The organism is Aeromonas sp. 62-46 (genome assembly GCF_001898585.1).
In the GTDB taxonomy this organism is placed as follows: domain Bacteria; phylum Pseudomonadota; class Gammaproteobacteria; order Enterobacterales; family Aeromonadaceae; genus Aeromonas; species Aeromonas caviae.
This window is the reverse complement of record NZ_MKUI01000023.1, coordinates 25,163-40,065: the sequence shown is the minus strand read 5'-3', so window position 1 is coordinate 40,065 and position 14,903 is coordinate 25,163. Positions and strand designations below refer to the sequence as shown.

Here is a 14,903-nt window from a genome sequence, read left to right as displayed (position 1 = left end):
CCGTCGATAACGCCATGACATAAGGAAAGTGCGATGAAAAAAATGATGATGTTGCTTCCCCTGTTCGGTCTGGCCGCCTGCAGCATGCCGCAGCCGACCCAGTATCAATACAGCCAGTATCAGTGCGGGGAAGAGTTGCTGGCCATCACCTATGATGCCCAGGCCGACATGGTGCAGTTCCCTTATGCCGGTGTCTATCACAAGCTGGGGCGCATCGAGTCGCCCAAAGAGACTGCCAGCTATTCCGACGGGGTGACTACCTTCTCCCGTCAGGACAAGCAGGCTACCCTGGTCAAGAGCGGTGTGACCCAGCTGACCTGCGAGTTGAAGTGACCCTGATGCCGTCACGGCGTGCATGGAAAACGGCCTGTGTGAAGCAGGCCGTTTTTGTTGAACGAGACATCAGTCTGACGGTATCGAGCCCAGCAGCTGGGCGGCCAGTTGCTGGCTAAGCTGGCCACGGGCTTCCTCTGCGACAGGCACATCGCTGGCGAGCTGGATGGCGCTGCTCCACACCGCTTTCTGGCTATGCCCGTCGAGCAGCACGACGGCCAGGGTCCCCTTGCGGGCATTGGTAGCGGCGTTCAGGCCCGGTGTCATGCCGAGGCGGGAGAAGATCTCGCCATCGCTCATGTCCTGGCTGCCAGCTACCCCGATGGCGACCCATACGTCGGCCTCATCCAGGGGAACGCTGCGCCAGCCTTTGCCGTCCAGTTGCCGGATGACGGCCTGCTGTACCGGCTCGAGCCAGGGCGCGGCGCTGTTGCCCGCATACTGGAATTGTTCGGCCAGCGCATAGCGTGGTGTCGCCCCGTAGGTCCAATGCTCCGCCGGGCGAACCACCATGGTGCCCGTTTCGACCGTGGGTGCGGCGGGGCCGGAGCTGCAACCGCCCAGCAGGGTTGCCAGCGTGAATGAGATAAGTGCAGCGCGCATCGTTAAGCTCCTTGGCTCAGGTGATCTTGCCCGTTTCGATCAGTTGCTGGATCAGGGGGCGCAGGATCAGTTCCATTGCGAAGCCCATCTTGCCACCCGGCACGACGATGGTGTTCATCCTGGACATGAAGGCGCCGTCTATCATCGACAGCAGGTAGGGGAAGTCCACCTGCTTGATGCCCCGAAACCTGATCACCAGCATACTCTCGTCCAGGCTGGGTATCACCTTGGCGCTAAAGGGGTTGGAAGTATCGACGGTCGGCACCCGCTGGAAGTTGATGTGGGTGCGGGAGAACTGCGGCGTGATGAAGTTGATGTAGTCATCCATGGAACGCACGATGGAGTCGGTCACCGCCTCGCGGGAGTGGCCGCGTTCCGAGGTGTCGCGAATGAGCTTCTGGATCCACTCCAGGTTGACGATGGGCACCACGCCGATGAGAAAGTCCACGTGCCGCGCCACGTTGTGCTCCCCCGTGACCACGCCGCCATGCAGTCCTTCGTAGAACAGCAGATCCGTCTCGCCGGGCAGATCCTGCCAGGGGGTGAAGGTGCCCGGCATCTGGTTGAAAGGCACCGCCTCGTCGAAGCTGTGCAGATAGCGCCGGTACTGGCCTGTGCCGCTCTGGCCATACTCCTGGAAAAAGGACTCCAGCAGACCGAAGTCGTTGGCCTCCGGGCCGAAGTAGCTGATATGCCGCCCCTGCTCCCGGGCCTTGCGGATAGCCACGTCCATCTCGGGCCTGGTGTAGCGGTGAAAACTGTCCCCCTCGACCACGGCCGCCTTGTATCCAAGCTGGTGGAACATGGAGCGAAAGGCGTTGGTGGAGGTGGAAGTACCGGCACCGGACGAACCGGTGACCGCGATGATGGGATGCTTGGCGGACATAGAATTCTCTCTTCCTTGGGAGTTCCGTTATAAGGGGTGGCCCAAAGTGCGGTCAAGTGCGCCGTCATCCTCCCGCTGCCCCCACGCTTCCCGGCAATAGCGGTGAACGAGGGCTGCCCTGTGCTCTGGGGACGCCGGAATAGGTGCTGCTGGGTGGCGAGCTGGCCATGCGGCCTGATGGTGCGAGTTGGATAGGGGGAGGGCGGGGTGAGCCGCCCGATAAGCCGTGACCGCGTTACGCTTGGGGGAAGTCGTCAGTGGGAGACTTGCCTAAATGAGTCTTTGGGACGACATTGACACTTTCGTGCAGCTCGCTGTAGACAAGCACGGCGCTACCTTGTAGCAATTGTTGCCTGACTGCTTCGACCTTGTCGGTCAGGCTGACATCCTGTTCACCGTATTCGGTGCCTTCTTGCAGCACAAAGTGTTCGAGCAGGTTGGTGAGGGTGTCCGGCTCCAGTTCTTGCCAGGGGATAATCATGATTTCATCTTCACGCAGTGGGTTGCGGATATTGTCGGTGTCTGGTCGGCAAGCGCAAGGGATTTGTCTCGTTTCGCACGAGGGGTGCCATGCCATCCATTGACGAACGCCGACCCTCCAGCCAATTCGAACAGCATCTGTTCGATGCCCGCCGCCGTGCCCTGAGTGCCGGTTTGCGCTGGTACTGGGTCATCAATCTCATCGCCCTCGTATTTCTGCTGACCCGCTTCTACATCTATCGGGATGCACACCTGGTACTGGTCGGCAACCTGCCCTGGTCCTACAAATGGCAGCTCTTTGCCATGATAGGTGTTGGCCTGCTGCTGCCGCTCGGGTGGGGCTGGCTCTCCCGTCAACCCCATGCCATCTGGCTGGTGTCCCTGTGCGTCTGTGCCCTGGCCTGGGGGCTGGCCTGGGCCATGGTGGGTTACACCATCTCGATCGTCGACTTGAAGGGAGGCTTCAGTTTCATTTTCAACATGGTCAGTCTGTTGCTGCTGACCGGTCTCGTCGCCGCGTATTGCGATGTGCGGCTGTTTTACGCACTGGTGTCGGTCCCCCTGCTGTTCTTGTTGGTGAGAGCCTCCTGGAGTCCTGAGCCCTTTGTTCTGGTCAACACCATAGTGGTCGGGGTCTTGCTAGTGGTGCTGGAGACGGGACGGCGCATGCTCAACGGCTGGTTCGAGCTTGCGGTGTCAAGGGAGCACGACAACCTGATGCTGGCAAACAAGATGAATGCCATGGCCAACCGGGATCCCCTGACCGGCATAGCCAACCGTCGCCACTTCGATCAGGCGTGCAAGCGTGCCATTGCGCAAGGCACCACCCAGGATGTACCGCTCACCGTGATCCTGCTCGATGTGGATTTCTTCAAGCGCTACAACGATCGCTATGGGCATCAGGCGGGGGATGAGTGCCTGATCTTGGTGGCCGAGTGCCTGGAGGAGAGTGTGCGGGAGCCCGGCGATCTGGTGGCGCGCTACGGGGGAGAGGAGTTCGTGGTGTTGCTGCAGGAGACGACGCTGGCCGGTGGCCAGGAGGTGGCGGAGCGCATTCGCGCCACTCTGGCGGCCAGGGCTCTGCCCCATGAGGATTCCGACGTAGCCCCCCACCTCACCCTGAGCCAGGGGATAGCCCAGTGGCGAGCCGGGGAGAGCCTCGTCATGCTGCTCGAGCGGGTCGATGGCGCCCTCTATCAGGCCAAGGAAGAGGGGCGCAACGGTTACCGGTTCGCGCCCTGAGTCTGTTGCCGCAACCACTGGCTGATGCGCTCATCCAGCCAGAAACGGGGGCGCCAGGGAGAGCCGTGCAGGAAGCCCACGTGGCCGCCCTGGCGGCTCAGCTCGTAGCGCACCAGAGGGGAGAGCTGCTCCGCCGCCGGAATGACGGCATCGGTCATGAAGGGATCGTCGGCGGCGTGAATGACGAGGGTCGGGATGGGAATGCGGGCCAGCAGGCTCAGGCCGGAGCAGGTCTGGTAGTAGTGATCGGCGCTTTCGAAACCATGGAGCGGTGCCGTCACCAGCTCGTCGAACTCCCTCAGTGTGGCGATGCGGGTGATCTGGGCCGGCTGCCAGCGCGCCCGTGCCGCGCTCTGGCGCCGGATCTTGCTTTGCAGGTTGGTTCGCATGGTGCGCAGCAGGTAGTTCTGATAGACCCGTGAGAAGCCCTGATTGACCCGATCGGCACAGCTTGCCAGTTGCAGCGGGGCCGACACTACCACCGCCGCCTTCAATGGTGCCGGGCAGGCCCGCGCCAGCAGATTGACCAGCATGTTGCCCCCCAGGGAATAGCCGATGGCGACCAGGGGACGGCCAGGAAAACGCCGCCCCAGCTCGGCAATCACCGCTTGGGCGTCCTCGATGGCGCCTGAGTGATAGGCCTGCAGCAGCCGATTCGGCTCGCCACTGCACCCCCGAAAGTGCATCAGCACCGCCTCGTTCCCTTGCCGCTGCAGGTGGGCAAAGAGCCCTTTGGCATAGTGGGAGTGAATGCTCCCCTCCAGTCCGTGGAACACCACCACCAGGGGTTGTTCATCCTGGCCGGGTTCGCCGCTCCAGGCCAGATCGACGAAATCGCCGTCCGGGAGTTCGAAGCGCTCCTGGATGAAGCGGGCAGGCGAGCGGCGCAGCCACTTGGGCAAAATGGTTTGCAGATGGGGGTTGCGGGCCCACCAGGGGGCGTGGAAGTGGCTTTCTGTCAACATGCAGCGACTCGGAAGAGCTGGGAGGAAAAGGGTGCGGCGAGCCCTTGGCTCGCCGCGACATCAGGCCAGCAGACGATCGTGGTGCTCGGCGCCGCGCAGCATGGCCTGGATCAGTTCGTTGGCTTCAAACTTGGTGAGCGCCTCGTGGGCGCCGACCTGATGGGCCCGCTCCACGCTGATCTCGCTGGAGAGGGAGGTGTGCAGGATGATGTAGGCTCCCGCCAGCTTGGCATCGCTCTGCACCTCGAAGGCCAGCTCGTAACCATCCAGCCCCGGCATCTCGATATCGCTCACCAGGATGTCGATCCGCGTGCCCTGGGAGACCCGGGTCTGCATCAGGGTGAGGGCGTCGCGTCCGTTGGTGCAGACCTCGTAGGGGATGTTGATGTAATCGAGCGCCGCCATGAGCTGGCGACGGGCGACGGAGGAGTCGTCCACCAGCAGGATCCGCATCGGCTTGAGCCGCTCGCGCTGCACGTCGGTCAGCACGGGGTAGAGATGGCTGGGATCGTCCGGATAGACCCGCGACAGGATGAGCTCCACATCCAGCAACTGGATCAACTGATCTCCCACCCGGGTCACGCCGGTGACGAAGACGTTCTGTCCCAAGGAGGGAGGGGGCGGCTCGATGTCACGCCAGTTGCACTCGGTGATCTTGTCGATGCCCCGCACCAGAAAGCCCACCAGGGTGCGGCGGCAATCGGTGATGATGATGAAGCAGTGGGGCATCTCCTCCCGGCTGATGGGGCGGTAGCCCACGGCCATTGCCATGTCGATCACCGGGATGGTGGTGCCGCGCATGCTGGCGGCCCCGAGCACGGTGGGATGGGATTGTGGCAGGGCGGTGAGCTGGGTGTAGGGCACGATCTCCTTCACCTTGAGGGTACCGATGGCGAAGGATTGTCTGGCAGAGAGGTGGAACAGCAACATGCCCTGGGATTGGTTGGCCTTGCTCGTCATGGCGGATGTCCTGTTGATCTAGTCGGTGACGGTCAATCGGGTGTTCAGCATAAAGGATGGTGACATGAATGACTCCTTTGTTGTTAGCGGCGGTGAGCCGCAAAACTGGATTTCTTTTGCCATCCTTTTATGCCTCTCTTATCGGGTCGCGGACGGCTGAGGGGAGAGGGGCGCCCCGAGCCATTGCAGATGAGCCTCGGCCAGCGCGCTTTCATCCCGATAACCCAGCCTGCTCACCACCTGTGACGGTGTGCTGCCGCTTCGCAGCAGGCGAATCCCCTGCAACAGTTGCCACTGATCCTGCAGTGCCCGGGCGTCCGGGCCCTCGAGACCGCGAGTGCCCAGCAGGGTCTGCCAGGCAGCCACGCTATCCGGCTGCGCTCTGGCCAGGGCTTGCCAGGCATCTTGCAGTGCCTGATCCCCCAGGGACGAGGTGGTGCAGCCGTGCAACTCATCCCCTATCACTTGCAGCCGCTGCCCATAGGGGCCTTGCCAGTCGCGGGGGCGTGACCAGGCCGCCAGGCTGTCCAGCAGTGCGTCCATCAACGGGCTTGCCTGCAACCAGCCAGCCTGGGCGGGCTGGGGCACCCGCACGGAGCAGGCCAGCAGATCATGCTGGCAGTCAGCCAGAGGGGTGAAGGCGGCGAGGGCATCTGCACAGAGCCAGAAGTGGCTGCCAGGTGTCAGCAGCAGCTCATGGGCACCCAATTTCAGCAGCGCCGCCCCCTGGGTGACGCGCAGCAATTGGCCCATGGGGGAGCGTTTGCGGGGGCCGACCTGAAGGGTGGAAGTGGAAAAATGCTGATATTCGATGGCGTGATGCATGTAAAAACCCTGATATGATGCTGCCTGGAGGTAACAAAAATGGAAACCAGACGTAAAAAACGCTTCATTGCCGGGGCGGTTTGCCCGGCGTGCGGCAAGATGGACACCATGATGCTGTATATGGAGCATGGAGTCGAGAAGGTGACCTGTGTCGAGTGCGGGGATACCCAGGTGCAGACCCAGGAGCAGGTGGACAAGGCCACGCGTGAGGCGGAGCAGGTGATAGGGGTGTTTCGTCCCGAGTGAGGGACATGCCTCAAGGTGATGGTACGCCGGTCAGGCGGGTCGCTGTTGATGACTTTTTCATCATACTGAAGCCGGGCCGACCATATGCTTGTCTGCCTTTTTGAGGTATTCTGAGCCCGTTTTTTTCTATCCGCAGGATCCCTGACATGAAAGTAGCTCCCCTGAGCGTGGTTACGCTGGAATACACGGTCACCGACGAACACGGTGAAGTCATCGACACCACTGTCGGTAAAGAGCCGCTGGTGTATCTGCACGGTACCCGTTACCTGGTCTCCGGCCTCGAAGCCGAGCTGGAAGGTCGCAGCGTGGGCGAGGCGTTCGACGTCACCCTGACGCCGAACCAGGCCTATGGCGAGTACGACGAGAATCTGGTGCAGGAAGTGCCCGGCGAGCTGTTCGACGGTATGGAAGTGTCTGAAGGGGATACTTTTGTGGCCGAGACCGACGATGGTCACCGCCCGGTGACCGTCATCGAGGTGTCCGAGGAGTTCATCAAGGTGGACGGCAACCATCCCCTGGCTGGCGTGACCCTGGGCTTCAAGGTCGAGATCAAGGACGTGCGTGCCGCGACCGCCGAAGAGCTGGCCCATGGCCATGTGCACGGCGCTGGTGGCTGCGGTCACGATCATGGTCATGACCATGATCACGGCCATGATCACGATCATGACCACGGTGGCTGCTGTGGCGGCCATGGTCACAACCATGCACACGATCACGGCGACGATCACGGTCACGGTGGTTGCTGCGGTGGTGGTGGTTGTGGCGGCAAGGGCCATCAGCACTGATCACGGCCTGGCCGATGATAAAAAAACCCGCGCATGGCGCGGGTTTTTTTATGGCTGGCACGCATCAGTAGTGCGGTGGCGGCGTCTCTTCGGCCATGCTGGCGATCTGGCTCGGCTGTACGCTCTGCAATTTATCCACCAGTAGATGGATCTGGTGTTTGAGCCGGTCCAGCTCGCGACCCTGGGTGGTGACCTCGTCGTTGAGCTGCTCCACCGTATATTCGGCAAAGGCGAGGCGGCTTTCCAGGGTTTCGAGGCGTTCGTTTAGTTGCTGACTCATGGGCCTTTTGGTCCTTACTTGATAGTCCAGATTTCAGCCAGGCCACTGGAGCTGGCACTGACGAGGTGGTCATTGTCGCGCAAAGCCACGCCATAGACCACAGCGCTAGGCGGTTTCACCTTGGGATGGGGCGAGACGCGCCAGCTCTGCAACGGCTGGCCGTCACTCACCTGCCACAGAGTGAGCTGGCGGGAGGGGGCGCCGGTGATGAGCCAGTTGCCGCCGTTGGCGAAGCGGGCGCTGGTGTAGACCTCGAAGCGGTGATCATATTGCAACCGGCTGTGCTCCTTGCCGGTTTTGAGATCCCAGATGCTGGCCTGGCGACTGTCTGCGGTGAAGGCGAAGCGTCCGGACGGATCCAGTCTCGCCATCACGACTCGCCCGGCGTGGTTGAAGCGCCACACCACCTGGCCCGTGCGGGTATCCCACAGATAGGCGCTGTAATCGTTGCCGCCGGTGAGGGCATAGCGACCATTGGGGGAGAGATCCACCGTGTTGACCTGTTCGGTGTGGCCGAGGAATTGCAGCCGGCGTCCGGTCTGGGTGTCGACCACTTCCGCCTTGCCGTCTTCACGGCCGATGAGCACCTGGCGGCCATCCGCCGAGATCGCCGCATCGCGCAGGCGGGATTCTGGCAGGGAGTAGTAGCCCTGGGAGCGGCCATCCTGCAAGCGCCAGATGGCGAAGGTGTGCTGGGTGGCGGTGATGGCATGGCTGTCATCGGGGGAGAAGCGGGTCAGGGTGACGAACTCCTCCTGGTCATCGCTCTGGCGCCAGCGCCAGCGCTCCTTGCCCTGTTCCAGATCCCACACCACAGTGCCCTGACCCAGGCTGGAGACCAGCGCGAGCTTGCCGGAACTGGCGAGATCCGCGCTCAGCAGACCCTGGTTGGCGAGGCGGATCTGCTGGCTGGGAAGTGAGCGTTGTTCGCACCCCGTCAGCATCAGGCAAATACCGATGAGATAAATGGCACTTTTGATCATTTTTCCTGTCTCATGCTTTCGTTACCTGCGATCACGGCGTTAGTATAAGGCGCTTATCACGATAAACCTCTCATTTCACGAAGGAACCGAGAGCGGTATTTAGAGTTTTGGAGAAACTGATGAACAATTTTCTGAAGGTGTCCCTGTTGGCTGCGGCGGTTGCCGTCGGTCTGACTGCTTGCCAAAAAGATGAGAAACCTGCTGCGACCAACACCGCAGAGGTCAAGGCAGAAGCCAGCAAGCCGGCAGAGGCCCCCAAGGCTGAGGCCAAGAGCTTTGAAGAGCAATCCGGCTATGCGATCGGCCTCTCCATGGGTCGTTATATCGCCAATACCCTGGAGCGCCAGCAGGAGCTCGGCATCAAGCTGGACAACACCGTGATCCTGAAGGGTGTCACCGACGGTCTGGGCAAAGAAGCCAAGATGACCGACGAGGAGATCCAGAAGGTTCTGCAGGAATACGACGCCAAGATCAACGAGCTGACCAAGGCGAAGGCCGACAAGGATGCCGTGGAAAACCTGAAGAAGGGTGAAGAGTTCTTGGCTGCCAACGCCAAGAAAGAGGGCGTGAAGAGCACTGAGTCCGGCCTGCAATATCAGGTCGAGAAGATGGGTGACGGCGCCAAGCCGAAGGCCACCGACATCGTCAAGGTACACTACACCGGTACCCTGACCGATGGCACCAAGTTTGACAGCTCCGTCGATCGCGGCGAGCCGGCTACCTTCCCGCTCAACCAGGTGATCCCGGGCTGGACCGAAGGGGTGCAACTGATGCCGGTCGGCTCCAAGTTCAAGTTCTTCCTGCCGTCCAAGCTGGCCTATGGCGAGCACGGTGCAGGTTCCATCCCGGCCAACGCCGTGCTGGTATTTGACGTAGAGCTGCTGGCCATCGAAAAACCGGCTGCCGATGGCGACAACGCCAAAAAATAAGCTCAAAGCACCATAAAAACGGCTCCCCAGGGAGCCGTTTTTGCTTGTGTATTGTCGCAATCCCCCGGATAAAGCGATGAGGCCGTCTTGAGTGTGTGGCGGCTAGCCCCCAGAATAGACAACAAAATCAAGCGCAAGGATGGATCTCGTGGCTGAAAGCAAACCCCGTGTCCTGTTGGTGGAAGATACCCGCAGTCTGGCGGTCGTCTATGAGCAGTATCTGGCCCAGGATGGCTACGAGGTGCAGCTGGCAGACTGTGGCCAGCAGGCTTTGGCACAATTGCTGGCAAGCCCGCCCCCCGTGGTGCTGCTCGACCTGGAGTTGCCCGACATGTCCGGCATGGACATCTTGCAGCAGATCACGGAGCGGCAACTGCCCTGCTCCGTGGTGGTGATCACCGCTCACGGCTCGGTGGATGTGGCGGTGGAGGCGATGCGGTTCGGGGCCTTCGATTTTCTCACCAAGCCGTTCGATGGCAAGCGCCTGTGCGCCACGGCGCGCAATGCCCTGAAGCACCAGCAGCTCAGCTCGCTGGTGGCCCAGTATCGGGAAAACTTCGAGCGCAGCTCCTTTGCCGGTTTCATCGGCGCCTCCATGGCGATGCAGGCGGTCTATCGCATCATCGAGAGCGCGGCGCCGAGCAAGGCCACCGTCTTCATCACCGGCGAGAGCGGCACCGGCAAGGAGGTGTGCGCCGAGGCCATTCACCAGTGCAGCCCGCGTCGGGATCAGCCTTTCATCGCCCTCAACTGCGCCGCCATTCCCCATGACCTGATGGAGAGCGAGATCTTCGGCCACGTGAAGGGGTCGTTTACCGGTGCCCAGGGGGATCGCAAGGGGGCGGCCAGTCTGGCGAACGGCGGCACCCTCTTCCTCGACGAGATCTGCGAGATGGATCTCGACCTGCAGAGCAAGCTGCTGCGTTTCATCCAGACCGGCACCCTGCAGCGGGTCGGCAGCGGCAAGCTGGAGACGGTGGATGTGCGCTTTGTCTGCGCCACCAACCGGGATCCCCTGGTGGAGGTCAAGGCCGGACGGTTTCGTGAAGACCTTTACTACCGCCTGCACGTGATCCCGCTGGCGCTGCCCCCCCTGAGGGAGCGGGGAGAGGACATCCTGCTGCTGGCCCGGGAGTTGCTGCTGCGTTATGCCGGTGAGGAGAACAAGCGATTCAGGGACTTTGATGCGGACGCAGTGCAGGTGCTGCTCGACTACCCCTGGCCCGGCAACGTGCGCGAGCTGCAAAACGTGGTGCGCAACATAGTGGTGCTCAACGATGGCGAGCTGGTGAGCCCGGATATCCTGCCACCTCCCCTCAACGGGGGGCGTACCCTGGCCCCGGAGCCTGCGGTCGGGATCGCGGATCCCCAGTCAGAACCCGTGGTCGTTCGCAGGCAGGTTCGTCCGCTCTGGCAGGTGGAAAAGGAGGCCATCGAACAGGCCATCGCCAGTTGTGATGGCAACATCCCCAAGGCGGCGGCCCTGCTGGAAATAAGCCCTTCCACGATTTATCGCAAGAAGCAGAGCTGGGAAGAGGCGAGTCCGGCCTGAGCCGTCACCTCTGCTCCCGGGCAGACATGCTGATGTGCGGGGCGGCCAATTGGTCGCCCCGCACGCTTATCAGAGTTTGGCGAGCTGCTTGAGCCTGGCCAGCCGTTCTGCCTCGTTGGCGGTGAACCAGCCATCCTGTGACAGCAGAAACCAGGCGCGGGCAAAGTACTCGGTCGCCGCGGGATCATTGAGCACGAGTGCATTCTCCCCCAGCTCCTCGAACACATAGCCATCCTCGGGGGTGCCGACGGCGGCCATGTCGTCGCGCAACTGTGCCAGTTCGGCCATGGCCTGTTCATGGCGCTCCTGGGCCCGGCTCAGGCGCGCCAGACTCCAGCGGGCGATAAAGGCTTTGCCCTGGTTGTTGTGCTGCTCGTGCCAAGCCAGGCACTTTTGCTGACAGGCGATGGCCTCGTCGAGGCGACCCAGCTCGAACAGGGTCCAGCCCTGATTGTTATAGAGGCTGGCGAGCCAGCCTCGCGTCCGCTTGTCGTGACTGCGCTCGGCCAGGGTCATCGCCAGCTGGTGCCAGTGGCTCTGCTCCTCCAAGGGGGCGGCGATGGCCACCATGTGGGCCGCATCGATGGCCAGATAGTGCTCTTCGTACTGCTCTCCCAGTTGCCAGGCCTGTTCAAACAGGGCTCTGGCGCTGGCCTTGTCACCGGCGGAGTTGAAGGTGCGGCCACGCTCCAGCAAGGCGCGCAGGCGGGCCCGTGGAGTCGCCTCGGTGAGGCGGGGTTCTATCTCGTCGAGCAGCTGGTGCGCCTGTGCAAACTGGCGTTGCAGCGAATGGGTGCGGGCTATCTGGGTGAGGAGCTCCAGCTCCCATTGCAGGTTGGCGGCACGCGCCTCGGGCAGCAGTGCTTGAAAACGCTGGGCGCTGGCAACGGGATCCTGATAATCCCACAGTGCCATGAAATCGGGCGGATTGTTCATCTGGCCTCCATGCCGGTTATCCGCCCACCAAGATGCCTGAAGGCCATTCTTTGTACAAGAAGGGGACTGGCGCCATCGTGACGCCAGCGCTTGCCGATCAGTAGACCATGGCAAGGCTCATCAGCATCAGACCCAGGGCAGCAAAGGCTCCCTCCTTGATAGCCAGGCGCGGTACCAGTGCCTTGGGCAGGGCAGGGAACAGGCTCAGGGCAAAGCCGAACCCCGGCATCAGCCAGTGGAAAGCAGGGCTTCTCAGGGCGGGATCCGCAGCGCCATTGATGACGATGAGCAGGATAAAGAGGGTGAAGGCGGGCAGGATAAACCAGCGGGCATGGCCGGCGGCAACCGCCCGCAGTGGCGAGATGCGATAGAGCACCAGGGTCACGAGGAAGAGGGCGAGGGGAGCCAGCAGATAGAGCGGGGCCGGGTTCATGATGAGTGTCTCCTGACAAGGGGGGCAGAGTGTAGGCAGTCCGGGTGGGGAATGACCAGTCCCCCGCGCCCGGGCTGTGAAGCGGATCGCAGGGCAAAGGTTTGCCTGGGCAGGATCAGCGGAACCAGAACCAGAGCACGGCAAATACCAGCCAGCTCAGCACCAGCAGGATCCAGGGCAGCGGGTGCTGGCGGGTGAGCTCGATGACCTCGGCTTCGCTCTCCTCTTCCGGCGTCTCTTGGGAAGAGTGCCTGGCTTTGGCTTGCAGTTTCTTCTGGCGGCTGGCCTCGCGGGCCTTCGCCTTCATCTGTTTCTTGTATTCGTCTATGCCCTTCTGGATCCCCTGGGCGATGAGCTGGGTTTGCTCCTTGGTCTGCCCCGGCTTCTGGTTGGCACGGGCGATCTTCATCGCCTCCTGCTGGGTTTCGGGGGAAATTTTGTCGTACTTGGCCATTCCAGGCACTCCTTGGCATTGATTGGCGGGCAGTATGCCATAACCGTTACCGGCGGGCTGCCATCATGGGGGAAATTGCTCTGCGAGTGGGGTGCCTCTGTTCCAAATAGGGGAAACAGGTTGCGTGGATGATCACATTTGGCGGAATTTGTGAGTCGCCGATGAAAAACCGTCACATGTTGTTTGTTATATTACCGCCCGATCCTGGATAGGGTCGTCCAATAACAAAATAACAAGGTGATATGGAAATGAATTATAAATTTGTCAAAGGAAGTATCGCACTGGCAGTGCTTGCCGCATTGAGCGGCTGCAATACCTCAAGCAACGACAGCGTCGCCCCCTGCACCGAAAATGTCTGCAAGCTGACCATTTTGCATACCAATGATACCCACGGTCGTTTCTGGCACAACGACAAGGGCGAATATGGCATGGCGGCCCAGAAGACCCTGGTCGAGCGGCTGCGTGCCGAGGCGAAAGCGGCGGGCAGCGAAGTGCTGGTGCTCTCCGGAGGTGACGTCAACACCGGGGTGCCAGAGTCGGATCTGCAGGATGCAGAGCCGGACTTCATGGCCATGAACAGCATCCGTTACGATGCCATGGCGGTGGGCAACCACGAGTTCGACAACCCCCTGACCATCCTCGAGAAACAGCGTCAGTGGGCCCAGTTCCCGATGATCTCCGCCAACATCTATGACAAGACGAGCGGCAAGCGCTACTTCGATCCCTACAAGGTGTTCAAGCTGGAGAGCGGCCTCAAGGTCGCCGTGCTGGGTCTGACCACAGAGGACACCGCCCAGCTGGTGGATCCCAACAACGTCCAGACCCTCGAGTTCCGCGATCCGACCACGGAAGCCGCCAATCTCGGCAAGCAGATCCGCGACAACAAAGAGGCGAACCTGGTTCTTGCCATCACCCACATGGGCCATTACGAGAATGGTCAGCACGGCAGCAACGCACCGGGTGACGTGGAGATGGCCCGTGCGCTGCCGGCAGGCACCCTGGACGCCATCATCGGTGGTCACTCCCAGAACCCGGTCTGCATGGAGCCGGGCACCCCGGACAAGTACGCCGACTTCAAGCCGGGCGACGACTGCCAGCCGGATCAGCAGAACGGCACCTGGATCATGCAGGCTCACGAGTGGGGCAAGTATGTGGGTCGTGCCCAGTTTGACTATCAGAATGGCAAGCTGACCCTGACCCAGTACGATCTGATCCCGGTCAACCTGAAGAATGCGGACGGTGATTTCATTCAGGAAGAGATCGTCAAGGATCCCGAACTCTACAACACCCTGCTCACCTATCAGGAGAAGGGACAGCAGGAGCTGGGTGTGGTTATCGGTGCCACCGATGGCGTACTGGACGGTGAGCGCGCCAACGTGCGCAACAAGCAGACCAACCTGGGTCGTCTCATCACCACCGCGACCGCCGAGAAGCTGAGCACCGACTTTGGCATCGTCAACTCCGGTGGGGTGCGTGCTTCCATCGCGGCAGGGGACATCAGCTACCGTGACGTGTTGACCGTGCATCCGTTCGGCAACACCGTCAACAAGGCGACCATGAGCGGCAACGAGCTGCTGACCTACCTGGGTCAGGTCGCGACCAAGACCGCCAATACCGGTGGCTATGCCCAGTTCGGCGGCATCAAGATGACGGTGGATTGCCAGGCCAAGAGCGTGGACATCGCCACCATCGGCGGCAAGGCCTTCGATCCGGCAGCAACCTACAGCTTCTCCATCCCGAGCTTCAGCGCGGCCGGTGGTGACGGTTATCCGAAGATCGACACCATCAATGCGGGTCTGGTGGATGCCGGTGTACTGAAGGATTATATCGCGGCGAAGAAGACCATTCAGGTCGCCGATTATCAGCCGGCCGGCGAGGTCAGCTATATCAACTCCACCTCGGTAGAGGGTTGCAAATAATCCCTGCACCCCGAGCCAATAAAAAAGAGAGGCAGCCATGGCTGCCTCTCTTTTTATTTTCAATATCATCAGCTGTGTCTTTCGGGAAATAT

At 61.4% G+C, this 14,903-nt stretch carries 18 protein-coding genes; 7 read left to right on the top strand and 11 right to left on the bottom strand.

Annotated elements, in window-relative coordinates; translation table 11 throughout:
- Positions 1-33: 33 nt before the first annotated feature.
- Positions 34-333: a hypothetical protein gene (locus BGO64_RS08415; protein ID WP_010673239.1), complete on the top strand. Its 300-nt coding sequence runs from the start codon at positions 34-36 to the stop codon at positions 331-333.
- A 69-nt stretch (positions 334-402) separates the two neighbouring features.
- Here BGO64_RS08415 and BGO64_RS08410 read toward each other — a convergent pair whose 3' ends face one another.
- The 3 genes from BGO64_RS08410 to BGO64_RS08400 all read right to left on the bottom strand — a co-directional run bounded on the left by BGO64_RS08410 (position 403) and on the right by BGO64_RS08400 (position 2,303).
- A complete protein-coding gene (locus BGO64_RS08410; protein WP_111896417.1) occupies positions 403-936 on the bottom strand; it encodes a DUF4136 domain-containing protein in 534 nt (177 codons plus the stop codon).
- 16 nt (positions 937-952) lie between these two features.
- Positions 953-1,822, bottom strand: a complete 870-nt coding sequence (locus BGO64_RS08405; RefSeq protein WP_010673241.1) for a phosphoribulokinase — start codon at positions 1,820-1,822, stop codon at positions 953-955.
- Between the two features lie 235 nt (positions 1,823-2,057).
- A complete protein-coding gene (locus BGO64_RS08400; protein WP_045523730.1) occupies positions 2,058-2,303 on the bottom strand; it encodes a YheU family protein in 246 nt (81 codons plus the stop codon).
- 89 nt (positions 2,304-2,392) lie between these two features.
- On the opposite strand from BGO64_RS08400, the gene BGO64_RS08395 reads away from it, so the two are divergent.
- A complete protein-coding gene (locus tag BGO64_RS08395) occupies positions 2,393-3,544 on the top strand; it encodes a GGDEF domain-containing protein (protein WP_045523728.1) in 1,152 nt (383 codons plus the stop codon).
- On the opposite strand, the gene BGO64_RS08390 is transcribed toward BGO64_RS08395, so the two are convergent.
- The 3 genes from BGO64_RS08390 to BGO64_RS08380 form a co-directional block, all read right to left on the bottom strand.
- Positions 3,526-4,509, bottom strand: a complete 984-nt coding sequence (locus BGO64_RS08390) for a hydrolase (protein WP_045523726.1) — start codon at positions 4,507-4,509, stop codon at positions 3,526-3,528. The genes BGO64_RS08395 and BGO64_RS08390 overlap by 19 nt on opposite strands.
- Positions 4,510-4,569: 60 nt before the next feature.
- On the bottom strand, positions 4,570-5,469 hold the full coding sequence (locus BGO64_RS08385) for a chemotaxis protein (protein WP_045523724.1): 900 nt from the start codon (positions 5,467-5,469) through the stop codon (positions 4,570-4,572).
- Positions 5,470-5,607: 138 nt separating this feature from the next.
- The gene (locus tag BGO64_RS08380) at positions 5,608-6,294 is read right to left on the bottom strand and encodes a hypothetical protein (protein WP_045523722.1); all 687 of its coding nucleotides are present in this window, start codon (positions 6,292-6,294) and stop codon (positions 5,608-5,610) included.
- 39 nt (positions 6,295-6,333) lie between these two features.
- On the opposite strand from BGO64_RS08380, the gene BGO64_RS08375 reads away from it, so the two are divergent.
- Together BGO64_RS08375 and BGO64_RS08370 are read left to right on the top strand one after the other, a co-directional pair.
- The gene (locus BGO64_RS08375; RefSeq protein ID WP_010673247.1) at positions 6,334-6,540 is read left to right on the top strand and encodes a YheV family putative zinc ribbon protein; all 207 of its coding nucleotides are present in this window, start codon (positions 6,334-6,336) and stop codon (positions 6,538-6,540) included.
- Between the two features lie 146 nt (positions 6,541-6,686).
- Positions 6,687-7,325 (top strand): FKBP-type peptidyl-prolyl cis-trans isomerase, encoded by a 639-nt coding sequence (locus tag BGO64_RS08370; protein ID WP_010673248.1) that lies wholly within the window; start codon positions 6,687-6,689, stop codon positions 7,323-7,325.
- A 64-nt stretch (positions 7,326-7,389) separates the two neighbouring features.
- Here the strand turns inward: BGO64_RS08370 and BGO64_RS08365 are convergent, their stop codons facing one another.
- Positions 7,390-7,605 carry a SlyX family protein gene (locus tag BGO64_RS08365; protein WP_010673249.1) on the bottom strand — a complete coding sequence of 72 codons (216 nt, stop codon included), beginning with the start codon at positions 7,603-7,605 and terminating at the stop codon, positions 7,390-7,392.
- Between the two features lie 14 nt (positions 7,606-7,619).
- The gene (locus BGO64_RS08360; RefSeq protein WP_041211198.1) at positions 7,620-8,588 is read right to left on the bottom strand and encodes a WD40 repeat domain-containing protein; all 969 of its coding nucleotides are present in this window, start codon (positions 8,586-8,588) and stop codon (positions 7,620-7,622) included.
- A 119-nt stretch (positions 8,589-8,707) separates the two neighbouring features.
- On the opposite strand from BGO64_RS08360, the gene fkpA reads away from it, so the two are divergent.
- Positions 8,708-9,517, top strand: coding sequence for an FKBP-type peptidyl-prolyl cis-trans isomerase (gene fkpA / locus BGO64_RS08355; protein ID WP_029313875.1), 810 nt, complete (start codon positions 8,708-8,710; stop codon positions 9,515-9,517).
- A gap of 148 nt (positions 9,518-9,665) precedes the next feature.
- Positions 9,666-11,069 carry a sigma-54-dependent transcriptional regulator gene (locus BGO64_RS08350; RefSeq protein ID WP_029313876.1) on the top strand — a complete coding sequence of 468 codons (1,404 nt, stop codon included), beginning with the start codon at positions 9,666-9,668 and terminating at the stop codon, positions 11,067-11,069.
- Positions 11,070-11,138: 69 nt separating this feature from the next.
- On the opposite strand, the gene BGO64_RS08345 is transcribed toward BGO64_RS08350, so the two are convergent.
- The 3 genes from BGO64_RS08345 to BGO64_RS08335 all read right to left on the bottom strand — a co-directional run bounded on the left by BGO64_RS08345 (position 11,139) and on the right by BGO64_RS08335 (position 12,892).
- On the bottom strand, positions 11,139-12,005 hold the full coding sequence (locus BGO64_RS08345) for a tetratricopeptide repeat protein (RefSeq protein ID WP_010673253.1): 867 nt from the start codon (positions 12,003-12,005) through the stop codon (positions 11,139-11,141).
- A gap of 97 nt (positions 12,006-12,102) precedes the next feature.
- Entirely contained in the window at positions 12,103-12,438 is a 336-nt protein-coding gene (locus BGO64_RS08340) for a hypothetical protein (RefSeq protein WP_010673254.1), read from the bottom strand.
- A gap of 115 nt (positions 12,439-12,553) precedes the next feature.
- Complete coding sequence (locus tag BGO64_RS08335; RefSeq protein WP_010673255.1) at positions 12,554-12,892, bottom strand: DUF2956 domain-containing protein; 339 nt, start codon at positions 12,890-12,892, stop codon at positions 12,554-12,556.
- A gap of 248 nt (positions 12,893-13,140) precedes the next feature.
- On the opposite strand from BGO64_RS08335, the gene ushA reads away from it, so the two are divergent.
- A complete protein-coding gene (gene ushA, locus BGO64_RS08330; protein ID WP_041211202.1) occupies positions 13,141-14,811 on the top strand; it encodes a bifunctional UDP-sugar hydrolase/5'-nucleotidase UshA in 1,671 nt (556 codons plus the stop codon).
- Positions 14,812-14,903: the final 92 nt, after the last annotated feature.